This is a genomic window from Microbulbifer jejuensis (assembly GCF_047289955.1).
Classification (GTDB): Bacteria; Pseudomonadota; Gammaproteobacteria; order Pseudomonadales; family Cellvibrionaceae; genus Microbulbifer.
Map to the genome: position 1 here is coordinate 23,987 of NZ_JBLBUB010000003.1, position 21,380 is coordinate 45,366.

Below are 21,380 nucleotides of genomic sequence, written 5' to 3' on the forward strand. Positions count from 1 at the left end.
AAACGCAGACTTCCTTGGGGGTTTCAATGCGTAAGAATAATAACGACGCGAAAGATGTAATGGCGATCGAGAGAAGATTCAATAAGCCGTTTCTAGTAAGCGCAGTGGCCGCGGCGGCCTGTATGAGCGTTGCACATGCGCAGGAAGCCGGTGGTCCGGCAACGGTGCAGGAATTGGAAGAGGTTACAGTCACCGGCACGCGCGCCACGATCCAAACCACCATCGATATCAAGCGCAATTCCATCACTATTGTTGACGGCCTTTCCGCCAATGAAATAGGTGAATTGCCAGCGCTGTCCATCGGTGAAGCGCTGGAATCCGTTACCGGTGCCTCTTCTCACCGAGAAAACGGTGGTGCTACTGAAATCTCAATCCGCGGCCTTGGGCCCTACCTGAGCGCCTCTACCTTCAACGGCCGCGAAGCCACTAATGGCAGTGGTGATCGCTCGGTAAACTTTTCCCAGTTTCCTTCGGAGCTGATGAATAAAGTCGCTATTTACAAAACGCAGAATGCGAGTTTGGTGGAAGGTGGCGTGGCCGGCTTGATTGCGCTGGAAACCCTGAAACCACTGGAGTATGGCAAGCGGCGTATCCAGATAGATACCAAGGCCAACTACAACCCGGATCAGTCCAATATCGACGACCCCATGGCGGGAAATCTGGGCTTCCGTGGCACTGCCAGTTATGTAGATCAGTTCGAATTCGACAACGGCATGGCATTCGGCGTTTCTCTGGGTTATCAGAAAAGTGATATCTCACAGCCGGAAGCTGAGATACGCTCCTCCAGCCCCAGCGGCTCGTCTCTTTATGCCTGCCTAAATGATCCAGCTATTGCCAGTGGCTTTTATCGAGAGAAGCCCGATGACTGTAACAAGTCCGGTGGCACCTTTGATACCGAGGTAAATCCCGAGACAGGCAAAGCCTACAGTGATGGCAGTGCTTTTGCATTCGCGCCAAGTTCCAACGGGTATCGCCAGAATGACACATCTGACAAGCGCGATTCCGTTTTCGTGGCACTGCAGTTCCAACCCAGTGAAAAAATGGATATCAACTTCGATCTGCAGCAGTCTGCGCGTGTGCAGTCAGAGCAGCGCCACGATTTGAACTTCGCCAACATGCGGCGCGTTACTCCGGGCCTAACCGCTGAGTCTCTGATCGTTTCAGAAAACGGTGCGGTATCGGAGTGGGCTGGTGAAACCGCCATCGAGTCCAATAGCGAAGTCTATTCCCGTACCGAGGACTATCTCGGTTACGGTCTGAATGTTGCTTACGATTTTACTGAGAATCTGACCGTATCTGCTGACGTTTCATTCTCAGAAACCACCCGGGAAGAACTTCAGGTTTCCGTGCGGACACAGTCGGATAAACAGAATATTGCCGGTGAAGTGACCCGGGGAGGCTATCGGCCGCTGGTCAGCTGGACTAAGGATTCCGGTATTCTACAGTACACGGTCAACGACTTTGATGTAACCGACCACACTCTGTTTTCTGATGCCTACCGCGTGCGTATCGATAATGATGTGGATCGTCGCAATACGATAAACGCTTTTCGCACCGATTTTGACTGGAAACTGGATGGCGGTTTTGTGACAAGCCTGCAAGGCGGCCTGCGGTTTTCCGAGCTGGAATATCTGGATCTGGGGGCGGACCGCGAAGAATACAGCCTCAGCCGCGGTTCCGAAGCGGGTGCTGCAACTATCGCCGACATCAACAAAGCATGTGCCATCCCCTTCCCCGAAAGGGATTTCCTCAATGGCCTGAGAGATGGCAATCTGGTAACCAACATCGATTCCGTCACTGGTACAGCCACTACCGGTACCGGTAACAGCTGGGCGACTTTCGACACCATGTGTGTGACGAACATGATTCTCTCCGCGAATGGCGCCGAATTTTCTTATCCCGAGCTGAATGATAGAAACACAGACGTCACCGATGTGGCCGAGACCACCACGGCTGGCTATGTCATGGCAAACTTCGAAAGCTCGCTGCTGGGCAAAGCGATCTACGGAAACTTCGGTGTGCGTGTGGTAAAAACTGATGTCGAGTCAGTTGCTTACCGTGCCCCCTATGAAATCCTAACCCACGACAGCGGAGCCCTGTCCCTGCAACCAATAGAAGGTGCTGATCCTGAGCGCGTGACATCCGGTGGTGATTACACCGAAGTTTTGCCGAGTTTTAATCTCGTCGCAGATGTGAGCGAATCGGTATTGCTGCGCGGTGCGGTTTATCGCGGCCTCTCCCGCCCGGATCCCAGTGACCTGGGTTATAAACGCACCTTTAAAACCACTTCTTCCAAAGAGGTTACCAATATTGATGAGCTGATTGAGGATATCAGCGGCAGCGGTAACCCGAACATGAAGCCGTTGACTTCCTGGAACTTCGATGCCGCCATTGAATGGTATCCCAACGAGGATACCCTGCTTGCGTTCGGCATTTATCACAAAAAATTCCAGGGCGGCTTCGAGCAGGCACGCACCACCGAGAGCTTTGTTGTCGATGGCCAGGCCGTTGAAGCGGACTTTACTACTACCCGCGCCAACGAAGACACCAACGACCTGAACGGTATCGAGATTACCGGTGCGCACCGCTTCTCATACTTGCCGGGATATCTGAGTGGCCTGGGTATAAAAGCCAGCTATAATCACGCAGATTCCGACTTCGAGTTCGAAGACAGCCGGTACGGCAGTGTAACCATACTGGCCGACGATGGCTCAGTACATAGTCAGACTCAGGGCATTATTGCGCCGGGCAACGTCCCGGGTTTCTCCGAAAATGTATTTTCTGGTCAGCTGTACTATCAGATCGGCAATCTCGACACCAGTATCATCTACAAGTATCGCAGTGAGTATTTCCAGCCGTATACCAGCAATGGCACACGCTTGCGCTACGTGGGTGACGTTGGTGTGTGGGAAGCGCGGGCCTCATATCGCGTCAACGAGAATCTGAAGCTGAGCCTGGAAGCCATCAACCTGTTTGATGAACCGAAAAAGCAGTACTTCTTCACCAATGATAACCTGGGCGAAGTCAATAGTTACGGCCCGCGCGTATTCCTGGGGCTTAAAGCGAAGTTCTAAGGCGCTTCAATCTGGTCTACTTGATCAATAGCCTCTTCTCGGCTGGCGGGTTACCACCCGCCGGCAATCAATTTTGCCCGCAAAATGCGGGCTTTTTTGTGCTTGCAACTGGTGCAAAGACAGCATGAATAATCCCGTGTAAACAGGATACCAAAAACCATCCGTGCACCGATATCTGACAATTTGGCAGCCATCTTTAAAGTCATTTGCCTGACAGGCGAGCATCAGAGGTCCGAGGCTCCTCCGAGACGATCGATGGAAAAACGCTTGCGACGTTCGGACACTTCCCTTCGCACCACTTCCACCGCTTTGGCTTCAGAGGCATCGTGCAGCGCATTCAGAGAGCGATTGAAGTGCAGACGCATGGTACGACGTGCGGCATTGACATCGCGGTTTTCCAGTGCCTGCAAAATGGCCTTGTGTTCCGCAAGGCGTTTTTGTCCGTCTTTTTTACACACAGATTTGTGCACTGCCTGAACATCTGGCGAGTGTTTTTGAATATCCCAAAGTTTGTCGATGGTGCTCATTAGCACGCGGTTATTCGTTGCACGGGAGATTACTTCGTGAAATTTGCGGTCCGCGCGCTCGGAAGTCAGGTTGCCCTCCTCATTTTCCCGCACCATATCCCGGTAGGCATTGCGCAGATCTTCCAACTGCGCTTCGGTAATCATGGTAGCGGCCAGTGCCGCGGTTTCCCCTTCCACCAATACCCGCGCTTCGGTCAATTCAAACGGGCTGAAATCCATGCTGTCGGTAAATATGCCGACTGGCTCGATAACATAGACACCGGAACCGGTGCGCACCGTGACACGCCCCATCACTTCAAGGGCAATGATGGCCTCGCGAACACTGGGGCGACTGACAGCGAACATTTGTGACAGCTCGCGCTCGGAGGGCAGTCGCACCCCCGGTGGATAATCGCCGCTGTCGAGCAGCACAAGCATTTTTTCCACCACCTGTTGATAGATGCGACGGCCATTGGTAACAAAGTCAGTTTTCATGGAAAAAAACCCGTAACAAAAGGGAAACCTCCGGATATTTGGGCAAGTGAACACTCGCATAGGCAGGCATATCGCGCGTGTACGAGCTGATTACTGCTGGCTAGATGTTACCACGATTGGTCATACAGGCAAGCCTGATTGGCATGATGGCTAATGGTGATAGCTTTGTTGAGTGTTCAACCAAAGGGAGTCAAGCTACCGCACCCTACCGCCTTGTACGCCCCAAACCGTGTTGGCTCTGGGCATTGGTGGGCAGTTTTTCAGTATTCAGAAATTTCATTCAACGACTAACTCAATGAGTGTCTGCACAATATCGAGCGTCGCGGAAAAACCGCTATTTCAGGGCTGCCTGGGCTGCTGCTGGGCTCACGCCCCGAAATTCAAAAAAGCTCAGGATTTGACCCGAGCTCTTTGTTTCACAAAGGAGGGCTTCTCCCTCAGGCCCCCGCGGTGATCTCAGGCACGGTAGCCTCTGCGGCATCCGGAACCTCTGAGCCCAGTGGCTTGAGCATTACCAACAGCAGCGGCAGCAAAGTGAGAGAGCCGAGCAGTGCTGCAGACATGGCCAGTGCGGTCAGCAGGCCGAAATAAATGGACGGCACAAACTTTGACAACGCCAGAATCGAGAAGCCGGCAATAATGGTGATTGCCGTGTAGAACATGGCGCGGCCAATAGTCGCATGGCTGCGGTGCATGGTGGCCAGGTAGTTGCCGTCTTTGGCGAACTCGGCACGGAAGCGGTACAGATAGTGAATCGCATGATCCACCCCGATGCCGACCGTAATCGCAGCGATGGTAATGGTCATCATATCCAGCGGTATTCCGGCCAGCCCCATACCGCCCAGTACCACACAGGCCGCCAGCATATTTGGCACCAGCGCGATAATGGCCAGGGACAGGGAGCGGAACAGCACCAGGAACATCAGCAGGATACCCACAAACACCGCCCCCAGGGTGAGGATTTGCGACTTGAACAGGCTCTGCAGCATATTGTTGTAGAGCACCAGCAAGCCGGTCAGATGGATATTTTGCGGGGCTATGCCCATTTCGTTGTGGGCGTAGTCGTAGATGCGCTGGATCAATTCCCCACGGCGCAGGCCGGGGTCAGTTTCCATGACCCGCAGGGTGATGCGCGCCTGGCTGTCCTCCGCGGAAAGATAGGGGCTGATCAGTACACTGCGAATTTCCGTTGGCAGGCTGTTATTTGCCACCGCCAGTTCGAAATCATTGAGCGGGCCGCCATTCAAATCGCGGGCCACCTTGTACGCAGTTGCCAGGGACTGCACCTTGCCGACTTCCGGCTGCGCCTCCAGATAGTCGTGTAGTTGCTCCAGCTCGGCAAGACCGGCCACCGTGAACCAGTAACTCAGCTCCTGGGATTCTTCCGCACTGCCGAAGGGATCGTCTGAGGCAAAAGGATCTTCCGCAGCGAGAGCGTCTTCGCCTGCGGTCTCGCCGAAAGGATCTTCCTCCCCCTCAAAGGCCACCTTATCCCCCTCGGGTTTATCGAGAATGATATCCAGGGTTACGGTTCCGCCCAGGCGACGGTCGATCACCAGCATGCCCTGGTAGATCTCGGTGGCATCATCGAAGTAATCGATGAAGCGGTTTTCCACCTTCAACTGGGACACACCCACTGCACCGACCACGAAAGCCAGAAGAGAAACGCCCAATACAATAAATCTGTGTCCCTCGGCAAAACGGGAAAAGCGCAGGGTAAAGGCGTGGGAGTTGTCCGCGCCCACCTTGCCCTCACGCTTGGGCAGAATCATCAGAAAGCAGGGGATAATCAGGAAAGACAGCACCAGCGCCAGGGTAACACCCATGGTCATCATCCAGCCAAAATCGATCACCGGGCGAATGCCGCTCACCACCAAGGATACAAAAGCCACGATCGTCGTCAGCGCAGTGTACAGGCACGGCTTGGCCATAAAGCGCACAGTCTGCAGCACCAGTTCCTCACGGCTCCAGTGGGGTTGCTGGGCAATATATTCGCGGTAGCGCACCGCCAGGTGGATGGTGATGGCAAGAGTGATTATCAGCAGCAGCGCGACAAAATTGGCAGAGATTACCGTGAGGCGCCAGTCGAGCCAGCTGAGCAGGCCCAGCATCACCACCGCGGTGGTCACACAGGTGAGCAGCGGCAGCAGCACCCAGCGCGGCTGACGAAAGATCAGCAGCAGGGTGAGGATAATAAAGGCGAGGATACCCACACCGAACACCACCAGATCGCTCTTGATAAACGCGATCATATCCGCGGTGATCATGGTTACACCGCCGAGGAACAATTCCGCCTGCCCCTTGTAATCGGCCAGAATCCCGCGCACTATCTCCACTCGCTGACGAGCTTCCAGTTCCTGCTCGGTACGGTGCTTCAGGTAAACCGCACTCACCTCTTGCAGCCGCGCGGACTCCTCTGCATCCAGGCCTTCCCTGTTGCGTTTGCGGCGCAGAGCGTCGCGTTCGCGCACCAGTTCGATACCGCGCTTGTCCAGTTTCAGATTGGCGAGCAGTGCGGTGGTCTGGCCGTCGGGGCTCAGGATCAATTCGCGATAAATGGGGCTGGAGAGAAACTCCTGGCGGGCCAGATCCCTGTCGGTGCCGGGATTGGACAGGGTACGAATATCGTCGCTGAGATCGGTCAAAGACAGTTTGGGACTATAAAGTAGCGGCACATCCAGAATGGTCTGCACACTGGTAACGCCATCCACCCCGCCCAGCGCGTCGCGCAGTCTGCTCAGGGTGACCAGGGACGCATCGCTAAACAGGTCGCCATCCTTATAACGGTAGGTCACCACCAGGAAGTCACCGCTGGCGTAACGCGCGGAAATCTCGCGAAAATAATCCAGGGACTGGTCCGCTTCCAGCGTAAGTGAATCCGCGGAGGCATCCAGTTTAAAGCGGGGCAGGCCCATCGCCGCCAGCAGGCTCAACAGGCCGACGACCACTAATACAATCAATGGCCGCTTGGTCACCAGGTATTCGTAACAGGTCTTGAAAGCTGACAGCATAAATTTCCGCTTGTATTCAATATCAGTGAACCACAGTACCGCGTACGCTTTGATCACTCTCAGAGTGCTTACTAGGACAAATTTTTTGATCACACCGTTTTATTGGAAATAAATTCAGGGTGTATCACTATGTCCCAGCGCACGGTCTGGAAACAGCAGATCCCGCACACACCGCTTGAGCGCCTTTGCACTGGGAAAGCCGCCATCGCGTTTGCGCTCCCAGATCAAATTTTTACCAATCCGGATTTCAAATACTCCCCCAGTTCCGGGTTGCAATGCAACCTGCTGAAGGTCATCGGCAAAGGTATAGAGCAATTCCTGGGCCATCCAGGTGGCGCGCAACATCCAGTTGCACTGCACACAGTAATGAATCGTGATGCTCGGTTTCACGGCAATGGCCTCTTTTAGCGACCTATTCGCCCCAGTTCGGTAATAATTTCTGCTCCACGCCCAACTGGTCAAGCAGGCGTGCCACGACGAAGTCGACAATATCCTCAACTGCGCGCGGTCTCTGGTAAAAACCAGGGCTGGCGGGCAGGATCATCGCGCCCATCCGGGTGAGCTTGAGCATATTTTCCAGGTGAATCTCCGAGTAAGGCGCCTCGCGCGGGACCAGGATCAGCTGGCGGCGCTCCTTCAGGGCCACATCCGCGGCGCGCTCGATCAGGTTGTTGGAAGCACCACAGGCAACCGCCGAAAGGGTACCGCCACTGGCCGGACAAATCACCATACTGGCCGGGGCACCAGTGCCGGATGCCACCGGGGAAAACCAGTCGCGCCCGCCAAACAGGGTTAGTTGCCCCGCCTTCGCGCCAAAATAATCGGCGAGAAAACCCTGCAGCGCTGCACCATCGCCTTCGGGGAGTTTCAGGTCAGTTTCGGTATTGATCACCACCCGCGCCGCTTCGGACACCAGCAGCCAGACGCGCACTCTGGCTGCGAGCAGGCACTGCAGCAGGCGCAGACCGTACTGCGCCCCTGAAGCCCCGGTCATGGCCAGAGTGACAGTTTTGTCAAAAGTAGGCTGTTGCAATATCGTGACCCTGATTTACCCTGAGACAGAACTCCCCGAACCCATTTCCGTGCCGGTAACATTCCTCAGACTGAGCGATGGTATTTCTGTTCCAAAGCACCGATAAGGCGCTGGTGAATACCACCGAAACCACCATTGCTCATCACCACAATATGGCTGCCCTTATCGGCGAGTTTGAGGGCCGATTCGACACCGGTCTCGATACTATCGAAAATCCCGGCAGGCACCGAAGAGTGGCGGGTCACCGCATCCAATGACCAGTCCATTCCCCGGGGTTGGTACCAGAGCACCATATCCGCACCGCTGCAGGCATTCGCCAGTTTGTCCTGGTGCACCCCCATACGCATGGTGTTGGAGCGCAGCTCGATCAGGGCGATGATCCTGTCCCCTCCCACTTTGGCCCGCAGCCCATTGAGGGTGGATTGGATCGCCGTCGGGTGATGGGCAAAATCGTCATACACACGGATTCCGGCCACTTCGCCCAGACACTCCATACGGCGCTTGACTCCCTGGAAACGCCCCAGCGCGGCACTACTCAACTCCGGCACCACCCCCACATGGCGGGCGGCCGCCATGGCGGCGAGGCCGTTGCGCACATTGTGTAATCCGGTGCAATCCCACTCCAACCGCGCCACCTCGGCCCCCTCAAACTGTACGGTGAAACTGCTGCCATCCGCAGCAATATCCACCGCGCGCCAGTCACCCAGGCTAAGACCCTCCTGACCCTCAATGCCAAAGTGCTGAATTTCACTCCAACAGCCCTGCGCCAGCACCTGTTGTACATTTTCCTCGGCGGCGGCAACAATCAGGCCATTGGCCGGCACCGTGCGCACCAGATGGTGGAACTGACGCTGTATCGCCGCCAGGCTGTCAAAGATATCCGCGTGGTCGAATTCCAGGTTGTTGATAATGACCGTGCGCGGGCGGTAGTGCACAAACTTGGAGCGCTTGTCGAAGAAGGCGGTATCGTATTCATCCGCCTCCACGACAAAAAAAGGAGATTCCCCCAGCCGTGCCGACACACCGAAATTACTTGGCACACCGCCGATCAGGAAACCCGGCTGCATATCCGCCACTTCCAGAATCCAGGCCAGCATGCCCGCGGTGGTGGTCTTGCCATGGGTACCGGACACCGCCAATACCCAGCGCCCGCCGAGGCAGTGATCACACAGCCACTGGGCTCCGGAGGTATAGGGCAGTCCCCGCTCCAACACCGCTTCCACCGCGGGATTCCCGCGGGACAGGGCATTGCCTATGATCACCAAGTCGGGCGCCGGCTCCAGTTGCGCTGGATCGTATCCCTCATTGATCTGGATACCCGCCTGCTGCAATTGGGTGCTCATCGGCGGGTAGATATTGGCATCGCTGCCTGTCACCCGGTGCCCCTCAGCCACGGCCAACTGGGCCAGGCTTCCCATAAAGGTGCCGCAAATACCTAGAATGTGGATATGCATGGCGGAAACCTGTACTCCCGATAGTTGCGGCGCAAGCTTAACACGACAAAACAGGCCAGTAATTGCCAAATACTCCGCTCGCCATGCATTCTACGCGCTATTCCATTAGACTCCGCTCCCGCACTGGTCGGCCCCACCATCTTTTAACGGGTAGAAATTTTTCGGCAATGGCCGACAGCCGGCACAAGTCCCGGCAATCCCCGCCCGCCACGGCAACGAAAGCAGGTGTACGCCGGACAGCCAAACAGAAGCCTTTCCCAAGACCGCGATAGATACAGGATAACCATGTCGAAAAAAAATGCCTTTTATGCACAATCCGGTGGTGTGACCGCTGTGATCAACGCGTCTGCCTGCGGTGTCATCGAAGCCGCGCGTGAAAACCAGGACAAGATTGGCAATGTCTACGCGGGGCTAAACGGCATCCTCGGCGCACTGCGCGAGGAACTGATCGACGTGGGCCGGGAGCGTGCGGAGGATATTGCCGCACTGCGATACACCCCTTCCGGCGCTTTTGGTTCCTGCCGTTACAAACTGAAGAGCCTGGAGGAAAATCGTGCAGAATACGAGCGCCTGATAGAAGTATTCAAAGCGCACGATATCGGTTACTTCTTCTATAACGGCGGCGGTGATTCCGCGGACACCTGTCTGAAAGTGTCCCAGTTGTCCGAGACCATGGGCTACCCCATCCAGGCCATCCATATTCCCAAGACCGTAGACAACGACCTGCCCCTGACCGACAACTGCCCCGGCTTCGGCTCTGTGGCCAAATACGTGGCGGTATCCACCCAGGAGGCCGCCATGGATGTGGCCTCCATGTGCGCCACCTCCACGAAAGTCTTTATTCTAGAGGTGATGGGCCGCCACGCGGGCTGGATTGCCGCCGCCGGCGCCCTGGCCCAGGAGCAGGAAGGCGATGCACCCCACATTATCCTGTTCCCGGAAGTGGCCTTCGATAGAGAAAGGTTCCTCGCCAAGGTGCAGGCAACCGTGGACGAGAAAGGCTACTGCGTCATCGTCGCCTCTGAAGGCGTCCAGAACAAAGACGGCACTTTCCTCGCTGAGGCCGGCGCCACCGATGCCTTTGGCCACAAGCAGCTCGGCGGCGTAGCACCGACGCTCGCCGCTATGATCAAGAGCGACCTGGGCCTGAAATACCACTGGGCCCTGGCCGACTACCTGCAGCGCGCTGCGCGCCATATCGCCTCCGCCACCGATGTGGAGCAAGCCTATGCCGTAGGCCGCGCTGCCGTGCAAATGGCAGTTGCTGGCAAAAATGCCATTATGCCGGCCATTATTCGCGCCGAAGGCAGCGAGTACCGCTGGTCTGTCGGGGAGGCACCCTTGTCCGAAGTGGCCAATGTGGAAAAATTCATGCCGAATGCATTTATCAGCGAAGACGGGTTCGGCATTACCCAACAAGGACGCGACTATCTGCTGCCGCTGATCCAGGGCGAAGATTACCCCCCCTACAAAAACGGAATTCCCCGGTATGCCAGGTTGAGGAAACATCTGGTAGAAAAAAAACTGGCTGCGGACTTCAAAGCCTGATTTAACAATTGTGAAGTCCAAAGCCCCATTAAACCGGGGGCTTTGGGTACATCGCCTTACAATTTCACATCCGACCAGACTGCAAACTCATTGCCGCAGGGGTCGGTAAAATGAAAGCGCCTGCCGCCGGGAAAAGAAAAAATAGGTTTTACCACTTTAGCACCGCAGTCCTCCACCTTTCTCAGGGTCTCTTCCAGATGGGTACTGTAAATCACCACCAGCGCGCCACCGCTCGCGGTTGAGCTGTGCAAGTTGGCCTGATAGAAACCCCCATCCAGTCCAGCAGCGGTAAAAGCCGTATATTCGGGACCGTAATCGGTAAATACCCAACCGAAAGCCTCAGCGAAAAATGCCTTGGTTTTTTCCAGGTCGCACGCCGGGAATTCGACATAATTTATTTTTTCGTGTTCGCTCACCCAAACACCTCCTTAACCCGTTAATCACTCGCGGGGCACAGCCCCTCAAACAACAGGCCCTAAACGCGAAAACTCACTGAGTACCGACCGGCGCCCCGATGAATCCCATCCAGTATACCGGGTAATCCCTGTCTTCAGCTCAGAAGCAGAGCGCAACCCGACAGGCTTCTCCTTTGCGGCCTTGGCATTGATCATCCGATTCGCAAGCGCTCCTGGGAATACCCAGAGCACTCAGACGACTCCCGAGTGCCTTATGAAGCCTGGCTCCAGAAACCCTGTACCCTTCAAGAGACTGATCCATAAATGGCGCCAGAATTACAATGAACAACAACACATCTCCGCATCGGGCTATCTGACACCCGCCGGGTTTTCCGCAACGATCAGGAAGCATAAATAAGGAACAGTCACAAGAACATGACCAATATCACGGTTGGATTATACTATCGGGCCGGAAGCAAAGAATAGCCTCCTCTCGGGGCACGCCGTGAACACCTCCCTGTACGCCCGTAATCGGCGCCCATGCTCATACGGTCCCAAGATAAGGGTATTCTTCCCTTCGGCCTTGTTAGTAAATGGGGTGGGCCAGATTTTTAGAATAAACTCTTCGCCATTTACGTCTGTGAAAAATTAAATACGTTTAGTTTATTACCATCCAGATCCCTAAAATAGGCCGCATAAAAACCAGGCATTGCTCTAGGCCCAGGTTCACCTTCACAGGTAGCCCCGAGCGCAATGGCTTTCTGGTAAACCAGATCTACTTTTTCTGGACTATCAGCATTCAGGGCCACCATCACACCATTACCTGCAGTAGCAGGCTTGCCATCGTGGGGATTTAAAACCGACAGACTTGCCACACCATATTCTGGTCCCCAAGCCACAAATTCCGGGGTTTCAATAACTCTCTTTGCACCCAATTCCGCTAAAAGGTTGTCATAAAAATCAACAGCTTTATTGAAATCATTTGTCCCAAAAGTGATATATCCAATCATCGAAAATTCTCCAAAATTAGAGTTTCCAGCACCTTTGCTTTATTCAACACAGTAAAAGCACCGACTAGCAAACGCTATCATGGGGTAAACAGAGATGCAAAGCACCGGGGAGGATCATACTCACTGTTAATTCGATAATACTTTTAGTAAATTCCCATTGAGCTATGCACTGGATTTTTTGTGTCCGAAATATTTTCGAAACTCGCCCAAGTTTATTTCTCTGCACCTGCTACCAAGCCTTTCACTTCAATAAGTTGCGCAGCGGTGGATACCGCACCGCGCTCGTCTTTCACCTTCAAACGCACCAGATAGAAACCCGGTGCATGGAAATGGTGGCTGGGGTTTTGTTGCGTACTGCTCGAACCGTCACCGAAGCGCCACAACCAGCGCACCAGGACACCGTCCGGGTCACTGCTGGTATCGGCGAAAGAGATTGTGTTGCCCTCGGTTTCCCACCTGAATCCCGCCTTGAGCGCCAGGTTAATGGCATCCAGCGCCAGCTCCACAATCACAGGATCGTGGTCCGATGCGCGAAAGGGCCCAGGGGAATACAGACTCTCCAGCTGCAGGTCACTCTTATACTCCGTATTGTAATCCAGTACCCGCGGTTCATCGGCATTGATAGACCAAACCACTGCAGCGGTTACCAGCGGTGCCAGGGCCGCATTGGCGAGGGCGTAGTCGAGATACCCGGACTGGCCATCGTACACATACGAATAAGCCTTACCCTTGCCATACCTCTGCAGCAGATCCGTGTAACCGGCATTCTTCAGGGCGGTGATCGGGTTTTCCCGTGCATAACTGTTGAGGTCACCCAGTACCAATACGCGATCAACGCCGCTGCCGGTTGGATCGCCGTCTATCCAGCGCACCAATGCCTTTGCTGCCTGGGTGCGCAGGGTGTTCCAACAGCCCTGGCCATCGCCCTGGTCATCATTGAAACTGTCATCCACAGGACAGCGGCCCTTGGACTTGAAATGATTCGCCACAACAACAAAACGCTCCCCGGAGGAAAGCTCGACAAAGGGTTGCAGCAGTGGCGGACGATTGCCAGCGTCAAACGGGTAATCCTGTATTGTCGCCGCACTGCCCAGCGGCATCACCCGGTCGCTGCGATAAATCATACCCACACTGATGTCGTCATCACCGAGCCGGATGAGACCCGGATCGATAAACTGGTAGCGCTGGTGCCCACTTGCGTTGTTGAGCCCCCTAATCAGATCCTGGATCGCACTGTCCCTGTCGTAACCATCGTTTTCCAGCTCCATCAAGCCGATAATATCCGCTTCCATTCGCAGGATCGCGGCAATAATTTTATCCCGCTGGCGCTGGAACTCCCTCGGGGTATCCGCACCGCGCGCGGTGGGAAAGCCACCTCCAATGCCATCGCCATTGAAATAATTCAACAGGTTAAAACTGGCGATACGCAAACTGCCCTGGCCGGGCAGAATGGGCGTTTTATCGCGCCCATTCGCCGGGGTGAATTGCGGCACTTCAACCGGGTGTACACGGTAGGCCCCAAATCCATAGGCCATGACGCCACTGAGCCGTTGCAGGGTATCACCACTGCGCAGCGTGTTGTCAGCGCTAAGGCCCGGCGCCGGGTAGGGCAGCACCTCGGGGTTCTGCACGGCGGCGCCGTCATCCAGCACAATCCGGTTCAACTGGTTGGCCGCCGCCTGTGCCGCGGCCGCTGCACCCGGTGCATTGTTGTGGGTGGGAATATACAGGCGATCTTTGGAGAGAATCACCTCGCCATAACGGCCCAGGTTGTAGTGGCCGCTCACTGTCAGGGTCTGGGGGAATGTCACCAGCATCCCTTCAAGCTGCTCCTGCGCCTGGATGGAGCCAAACGGCAACTGTACGCCCTCAGCGGTTACCTTATACCCCCTACCACAAATAGTGACGCCATAAACTTGCGTGAGCTCGGTAAAGCCATAGAACTCATCAACGATACCCCCCACACGCACCAAATCACCTGCCTGCACCGCCACGCCGAAGGCATTGTCGTAGATAAACAGACCCTCAGAGGTGTTGCTTAGCCCGTCCTGATCGCTGTCCTCTTCCTGCAGGAAGAAGCCGGCAAGACCGGTAATGGGGTCCTGGAAATCCCCTACAACCACCGCTTCAATCTCGTGGCGCTCACCCTGCAGGACACTGGCAAAGCCGGGGCCCTGTACCTGGCTGATCAATGTGGCGGCTTCGCCGCAGACACTCAGGACAGGACCGGCAATGTCGCGCTCATCCGCATTTTGCCAATCCGGCTTTTCAGAATAAGCCGGGGCGGTGCCAACCCGATCCAGCGACAAATCACTGGGGCCGGCATCCCCGTAGATTGCCAGGGCCCTGCCACCGTCACTGAGCGCGGATAGCTGCGCAGGGGCCTCCTGAGCCGACAGCAGCGCACCCACCAGGGCCGCTGCCGGAACCAAGTCCAGTGTCTGCATCGCCTTTTCCTGTTGACACAAATGGAGTAAACGGCGCAAACAATTGCAGGGAATTCCTTAATCCTGATGACAAAACCGTGAATTTTCGGTTTCACCGCTACCGTACCTCGACAAAAGCACGCCTAGCTAACCCGGCGACCCACAAGCGATCCCATAACCTTGTGGATTGACACTGCGGAAATACTGCCAAAACGCCATCGCACCGCTTGTCTATCACCGGCTGACTAGCACCCACAGCACTGCCCAAGATCAGGACCCTTTTGGCGCAATTTTAATCTTTTCAGATATACTCTCTACAGCCCACGCTATTCCCGATACCCCGGTCTAAGTGGTATTTCTTAAAAACTGCCAGCAGCGCTTGGAGCCGATGGCTTCCCCGCAGGGCCGACGCTCACGGTTCGGGCACCAAGCGCCCAGCCGGGCATCCGGAAAGCGGGTCGGGGGCATGACTAAAAATACATATAAAACAAAGCGTTATATTGCAATCAGTCACTTTTTCCAGAGGTGCCGGCCACGGTCCTGCCTCCTCCCCCTCGGGGGAGGATGTGATGGGTTGTCGCGAAGCCTAGGATGCGACTCATCACCATAACGATAATTCCGGGAGAAGATGATGCGTCTATCCAACAAAAGCTCAGGGGGTTTTCGGCCCACGTTGCTGTCCATCGCCATTACGGCTACCGCCAGTATGCCCCTGACAGCGCTCGCAGCGGACGAGGAGGCCGCTAGCGCAACCATTGAAGAGGTCACTGTGACCGGTTTCCGCAAGAGTGTGATGGATTCCATCGGCACCAAGCGTGATGCCAAGGCTGTGGTGGAAGCCATCTCTGCCGAAGATATCGGCAAGCTGCCCGATTCCTCCATTGCAGAAGCCATTGCCCGCCTGCCCGGCCTCGCGGCCCAGCGCCTGGACGGCCGCGCCAGCCGCGTGTCCGTCCGCGGTTTCAGCGAGAACGAGAGCGCCACCACCTTTAACGGCCGCGAGCAGGTCTCCATTAACGACAACCGCGGCGTTGAGTTCGATCTTTACCCGTCCGAGATTATGAGCGGTGTGACCGTCTACAAGACGCCTCAAGCCAGCATCGAAGCCGAGGGCATTGCCGGGGTGATCGATCTGCAGACCGTCAAGCCCTTATCACGCAACGAGCGCGTGATTCAGCTCAATGGCCAGTTCGAAATGACCAGCTTCGACAAACTGAACCCGGATGGCGAGGACCAGGGCCACCGCGCCACCTTCTCCTATATCGACCAGTTTGCCGACGACCGCATCGGGGTGGCCTTCGCTTACAACACCATGCGTTCACCCAACCAGGAGGAGCGCTGGAATGCCTGGGGTTATCCGGAGTTCACCTATCAGGGACGGGACCACTCCATCCTTGGTGGTGCCAAACCCTTTGTGCGCTCCTCGGTACTGGAGCGCAACAGCGCGATGCTGGTGGTAGAGGCCCAGGCGACCGAAAAGCTGCATACGACTTTCGATGCCCTATATATTGATTTCTCTGACGAGAAAATATTGCGCGGTATCGAGATTCCCTTCGCCTGGGGTCAGGGTTCTATCAGCGCGGATTCGGCGGTAGTAGACCCGGATACCGGGTTTGTCACCAGCGCGGTCACTGAGGGACAGCGCGTCGTTGTGCGCAACGATATGGAGAGCCAGGATGCCAAACTGGGTGCCTTTGGTTTCAATGCCAAATATGATCTCAGCGATACGCTGCAGTTGGAATTTGACGCCAGCCACTCCAGTGTGTCACGGGAAACCTGGAGCTTCGAGAGCTATGCTGGCACCGGTCGCGGCGACAGCGAGGGTACCGCCGACACGCTGGGCTATACCTTCCATTCCGGCAATACCGGCGCCAGATTCACCCACGGACTGGACTACAGCGACTTTGGATTGATCAAGCTGGGCGGTCCTTTGAGCTGGGGAGCAAGTTCCGCGCTGAATAAAAAGTATGGCCTCGAAGACGGGGATCAATATTTCAATGCCGCCCAAGACGGGTTTATTAACGCTCCGGAAATTGATGACGAGCTAACTTCACTAAAGCTGGCCGCCGCACAGATGGTGGAAGCCGGTATCGTCAATGAAATCCGCTATGGGGTTTCCTTTCGCGAGCGTGAGAAAATCAAGCGGTCCCAAGGCTTCTATATGACGTTGCGGGATTTCCCGCAGGTGCTGGAAGTACCAGAACAGTACCGCCTGGGTACTGTTTCCTTGGACTTTATCGGTATGGGTGACATGATCGCCTACGATTCCGCTGGCCTGCTGGCGGATGGCTACTACGAGCTGACCAATGAAGCACTGACCGGTATCCAGCACCTGACCAAATCCTACACTGTCAACGAGAAGATCACCGCCGCGTTTGCTCAGGCAGATTTCGGCACTGAAATTTTCGGTTTGCCACTGACCGGTAATGCAGGACTTCGCTACGTCTACACCGAGCAGAGCTCTCAAGGTTTTGCTGGCCAAGTAAATGAAGCGAGCGGACTTGTGATTGTCGAGCCCACCCATATCAGCCACGACTACAGTCACTTCCTGCCGAGCCTGAATCTGGCGTTAGAAATTGACGACCAGCAGACCGTACGCTTCGGTGCCGCCAAGACCATCTCCCGTGCGCGCATGAGCGAGATGAATGCGTCCTTGGAGGTTTCCTACAACCCACAGGTGGATGGCAACGGTAACAACTGGAATATCAGCGGCGGTAACCCGACACTGGAGCCAAAAGAAGCCGTGGGTGTGGATCTGACCTACGAAAATTACTTCAGTGACGAAGGTTACTTTTCTGCAGCGATTTTCTGGAAAGATTTGAGCGAATGGCACTTCGACGACACCTTCACTGTAGACCTCGTAGGCGTTGCCGATCCGGCTACCGGCCAGATACCGGAGAACCCCACCGCAACTGCTTCCGGTAAAGTGAACGCTGGCGGCGGCACGCTAACGGGTTATGAACTCTCTGTGGCCCTGCCGTTCAATCTCTTTACTGAGCATCTGGATGGTTTCGGTCTGCTCGCCAGCTATACGGGCATTGATTCGGACATTCAGGACCAGCACGGTAATGATCATCAACTGGCGGGGCTCTCAGACAGTATTCAGAATATAACGGCTTATTATGAAAACTACGGCTTTTCCGCCCGTGTGAGTATGCGCAAACGCGACGACTTCAAGGGTGAAGTCTACGGCATCGGCTTCGATAGCCAGCAAGTGGACGTGGTGGGCGAAACCCTCGTTGATGCGCAGATCGGTTACGATTTTTCCGAGGCCGGTATCGGTGCTCTGGAGGGTCTGTCAGTATTTCTGCAGGGGCAGAACCTGACCAATGAGCCCTTCACTACCCTGAGTGGCGACAATCCACTGCAGGTACGCGACTACCAGAACTACGGCAGAATCTATCTGCTGGGCTTCAGTTACGCGCTTTAGATCTCCAGTTGCTCTCACAGGTATTGGGCCCTTGTGATCCTGTATTGCAAGGGCTTTTTTTGCGCTTTTTTATCGGGAGTATCCATTGAACGACGACACTATCCGCAAACTCGTCATTCTCGGAGGGGGCACCGCCGGCTGGATGACCGCGGCCCTGGCGGCCAGGGTGCTGGGCAAGGTGATCGACATCACACTGGTGGAATCGGAAAAGATCGATACCGTCGGGGTCGGTGAAGCCACCATCCCACCAATCAGCCACTTTAACCAGGCCCTGGGGTTGGATGAGCAGGCATTTCTGAAGGCCACCAAAGCCACCATCAAACTGGGCATCCAGTTTGAAAACTGGCTGCAACAGGGCAGCCGTTATATGCACGCCTTTGGCACTATCGGCAAACATTTGCCGTTTTGTGATTTCCACCACCTCTGGCTAAGAAGCCGTCACGATGGCGACACTTCGACCCTGTGGGAGTACTCCCTGAATTACCAGGCTGCCATACGCAATAAATTCGCCCCTTTGGCACAGATTGCAGGCACCAATCTGCCCGGTTTGTCCTACGCCTATCATTTCGATGCGGCACTCTATGCCCAATTCCTGCGCCGATACAGTGAGGACAATGGCGTAAAGCGTATCGAGGGCACGGTACGGGAGGTCAAAGTTCGCGCAGACAGCGGCTTTATTGACCGCCTGCTGTTGGAGAGCGGCCAGGCGGTTGGCGGCGACCTGTTTATCGACTGCACCGGCCTCTCTGCCCTGCTGATAGAAAAAACCCTGAACACAGGGTTTGAGGACTGGTCTCACTGGTTGCCCTGCGACCGGGCCATGGCCGTGCCCAGCGTTGCGGAAAAACCCATAGTGCCCTATACCCGCGCCATCGCCCACAAGGCCGGCTGGCAGTGGCGCATCCCCCTGCGACACCGTACCGGTAACGGCATGGTGTATTCCAGCCGCTACTGGAGCGATGTGCAGGCCCGCGATACGCTGATGCACAACCTGGGTACCGAAGCCCTGTCGGAGCCCAGGATCATCCGCTTCCAAACCGGGCGCAGACGCGCGCAGTGGAACAAAAACGTGATCAGTATCGGCCTGTCGAGTGGCTTTCTGGAACCTCTTGAATCCACCAGTATCCACCTGATCCAGTCCGCGGCCACCCGCCTGATCAAAACCTTTCCCCACCGCGGCATCAGACCCTGCGAGGTGGCGGAATTCAATCGCCAGTCGCAGGTGGAAATAGAGCGCATCCGCGATTTTATCATCCTGCATTACAAAGCCAACCAACGCCGCGACAGTCCATTCTGGCAAGCCTGTGAAAGCATGCAAATCCCTTCCGGCCTGAGCGACAAGATCGCCTTGTTCCGCACCACCGGCAAGCTATTCCGGGATACCAATGACCTGTTTGCGGACGAGGCCTGGCAACAGGTGATGATCGGGCAGGGCCTTCTGCCCGGAGATCACCATATCATCGCGAGCGCCCTGTCACAGCCACAACTGCAGGATCTGATGGCAAACCTGAAAACGCTGATCAACGGCACTGTAAACCGCCTGCCCAGCCATGAGCAGTTTTTGCCCGATGATAGGGAATGAGGCGCTTTGGAAATACACCAGCCTCAAATACCTTGCGGGCGGCAAAGGTCTATTCCCCGGCCCCCTCGCGGCACTCTCCGCGCACTTCACCGCCGTATTTGGAAACTGTGCGCTCTATTTCAAAATACCCCTGCTTGCAGAAGCCCACTTCGGCAAGTTTTCGCGCCAAAGCCTGCTCAAAATACGCGATATCGCGGCGGCTGGCACTTGCGTCAATACCCACAGGCGCGCGTTGCATGCGCCGTTGGGCGTTGGAGTTCTTCAGCACCGGTGCAGGGAATGACTCGTTTTCTCTCTCCAGGGTAAAAATAAAGCGCTTGGCGCCATTGGCTGCAACTTCAGTGTGCAAGGATTCCTTCATTCCAGGCAAAGGCCCGTCGCTGGCACAGGCGGCCACAAGCAGTGGGAATAGCCATAAACCCCGCAGCCGCGGCGGAAAAAGTATACCGGTACATTTTTTATTAACAGCCAAAATACGCCCCCTGGTCTCTATCTATTCTCAATGTGCAGTGAAAAATTACCCCGGTTATTCCATCCGCCAGCTTACCCGCCGGCTATTTGAATACCACCGTTTTATTGCCGTGGATAAACACCCGCTCCTGCAACACCATGAGCAGGGCCCGGGACAATACCAACTTTTCCACATCGCGGCCGGCCTCCGCCATTGACGCGGCGGAGTGGGCATGGTCCACATGAATCACGTCCTGCTCAATGATCGGCCCCTCATCCAGGTCTTCGGTAATAAAGTGCGCGGTGGCACCGATAATTTTTACCCCGCGCTCATAGGCCTGCTGGTAGGGCCTGGCACCGATAAAAGCGGGCAGGAAGGAGTGGTGGATATTGATCATTCGCCCACTGTAGCGGGCCACAAAGTCGGGGGTGAGTATTCGCATATACTTGGCGAGTATCAGGTAATCCGGTCTGTACTCGTCCACCAGCGCCGCCACCTGCTGTTCGTGCTCGCTGCGCGTCAGTCCGTCGACCGGCACACAGTGAAAGGGAATATCAAACTTCTGTACCAACCCGGCAAGATCCGGGTGATTGCCAATCACCGCAGCGATTTCCACATCCATTGCGCCGGAGTAGCACTGCATCAGAATATCCCCCAGGCAGTGGGGCTCGCGGGTGACCATCAGCACCAGGCGCTTGCGCCCGGCGGATACCAGGCGCCGCTCCGCCCCCTGGGGCAGGGCCATATCCAGGTCTTCCAGGAAGGTGGACTCATTGAAGATGCCCTCCAGAACGGTGCGCATAAAGAAGCGGCCCTGCTGCCGGTCCACAAATTCATGGTTTCTGATGATATTGAGCTGGTGCTTGTAGCAGATATTGGTAATCTTCGCGATCAAGCCCTTGTCATCGGGGCAGTCGGTCAGCAGTATCTTCTTTTCCATGGTCAAATTTCAGGCCAACTATCCA

General features: G+C 55.6%; 14 protein-coding genes. 4 read left to right on the forward strand and 10 right to left on the reverse strand.

Annotated features, from left to right (window positions below):
* The first annotated feature begins 26 nt into the window (after positions 1-26).
* On the forward strand, positions 27-3,074 hold the full coding sequence (locus tag ACL7TT_RS02545) for a TonB-dependent receptor (RefSeq protein ID WP_413392931.1): 3,048 nt from the start codon (positions 27-29) through the stop codon (positions 3,072-3,074).
* Positions 3,075-3,298: 224 nt separating this feature from the next.
* Here the strand turns inward: ACL7TT_RS02545 and ACL7TT_RS02550 are convergent, their stop codons facing one another.
* The 5 genes from ACL7TT_RS02550 to mpl all read right to left on the reverse strand — a co-directional run bounded on the left by ACL7TT_RS02550 (position 3,299) and on the right by mpl (position 9,573).
* Entirely contained in the window at positions 3,299-4,075 is a 777-nt protein-coding gene (locus ACL7TT_RS02550) for a FadR/GntR family transcriptional regulator (RefSeq protein WP_413392932.1), read from the reverse strand.
* 437 nt (positions 4,076-4,512) lie between these two features.
* Positions 4,513-7,086, reverse strand: coding sequence for an efflux RND transporter permease subunit (locus ACL7TT_RS02555; RefSeq protein WP_413392934.1), 2,574 nt, complete (start codon positions 7,084-7,086; stop codon positions 4,513-4,515).
* A gap of 114 nt (positions 7,087-7,200) precedes the next feature.
* The gene (locus ACL7TT_RS02560; protein ID WP_459564483.1) at positions 7,201-7,476 is read right to left on the reverse strand and encodes an Rdx family protein; all 276 of its coding nucleotides are present in this window, start codon (positions 7,474-7,476) and stop codon (positions 7,201-7,203) included.
* A 22-nt stretch (positions 7,477-7,498) separates the two neighbouring features.
* On the reverse strand, positions 7,499-8,080 hold the full coding sequence (locus ACL7TT_RS02565) for a flavin prenyltransferase UbiX (RefSeq protein WP_413393167.1): 582 nt from the start codon (positions 8,078-8,080) through the stop codon (positions 7,499-7,501).
* 104 nt (positions 8,081-8,184) lie between these two features.
* Entirely contained in the window at positions 8,185-9,573 is a 1,389-nt protein-coding gene (mpl, locus tag ACL7TT_RS02570; protein WP_299946249.1) for a UDP-N-acetylmuramate:L-alanyl-gamma-D-glutamyl-meso-diaminopimelate ligase, read from the reverse strand.
* Positions 9,574-9,858: 285 nt separating this feature from the next.
* Here mpl and ACL7TT_RS02575 point away from each other — a divergent pair, with 285 nt between their 5' ends.
* Positions 9,859-11,121, forward strand: a complete 1,263-nt coding sequence (locus ACL7TT_RS02575; protein ID WP_413392937.1) for a 6-phosphofructokinase — start codon at positions 9,859-9,861, stop codon at positions 11,119-11,121.
* Positions 11,122-11,177: 56 nt separating this feature from the next.
* On the opposite strand, the gene ACL7TT_RS02580 is transcribed toward ACL7TT_RS02575, so the two are convergent.
* The 3 genes from ACL7TT_RS02580 to ACL7TT_RS02590 all read right to left on the reverse strand — a co-directional run bounded on the left by ACL7TT_RS02580 (position 11,178) and on the right by ACL7TT_RS02590 (position 14,973).
* Positions 11,178-11,537 (reverse strand): VOC family protein, encoded by a 360-nt coding sequence (locus ACL7TT_RS02580; RefSeq protein ID WP_413392939.1) that lies wholly within the window; start codon positions 11,535-11,537, stop codon positions 11,178-11,180.
* 611 nt (positions 11,538-12,148) lie between these two features.
* A complete protein-coding gene (locus tag ACL7TT_RS02585) occupies positions 12,149-12,526 on the reverse strand; it encodes a VOC family protein (RefSeq protein WP_413392941.1) in 378 nt (125 codons plus the stop codon).
* Positions 12,527-12,738: 212 nt separating this feature from the next.
* Positions 12,739-14,973, reverse strand: coding sequence for an ExeM/NucH family extracellular endonuclease (locus ACL7TT_RS02590; protein ID WP_413392943.1), 2,235 nt, complete (start codon positions 14,971-14,973; stop codon positions 12,739-12,741).
* Positions 14,974-15,583: 610 nt separating this feature from the next.
* Here ACL7TT_RS02590 and ACL7TT_RS02595 point away from each other — a divergent pair.
* Positions 15,584-18,382, forward strand: a complete 2,799-nt coding sequence (locus tag ACL7TT_RS02595; protein WP_413392945.1) for a TonB-dependent receptor — start codon at positions 15,584-15,586, stop codon at positions 18,380-18,382.
* Between the two features lie 85 nt (positions 18,383-18,467).
* On the forward strand, positions 18,468-19,964 hold the full coding sequence (locus ACL7TT_RS02600) for a tryptophan halogenase family protein (protein WP_413392947.1): 1,497 nt from the start codon (positions 18,468-18,470) through the stop codon (positions 19,962-19,964).
* A 49-nt stretch (positions 19,965-20,013) separates the two neighbouring features.
* Here ACL7TT_RS02600 and ACL7TT_RS02605 read toward each other — a convergent pair whose 3' ends face one another.
* The gene (locus tag ACL7TT_RS02605) at positions 20,014-20,313 is read right to left on the reverse strand and encodes a hypothetical protein (protein ID WP_299946233.1); all 300 of its coding nucleotides are present in this window, start codon (positions 20,311-20,313) and stop codon (positions 20,014-20,016) included.
* Positions 20,314-20,518: 205 nt separating this feature from the next.
* Positions 20,519-21,355, reverse strand: a complete 837-nt coding sequence (purU, locus tag ACL7TT_RS02610; RefSeq protein WP_413392949.1) for a formyltetrahydrofolate deformylase — start codon at positions 21,353-21,355, stop codon at positions 20,519-20,521.
* Between the last annotated feature and the right edge of the window lie 25 nt (positions 21,356-21,380).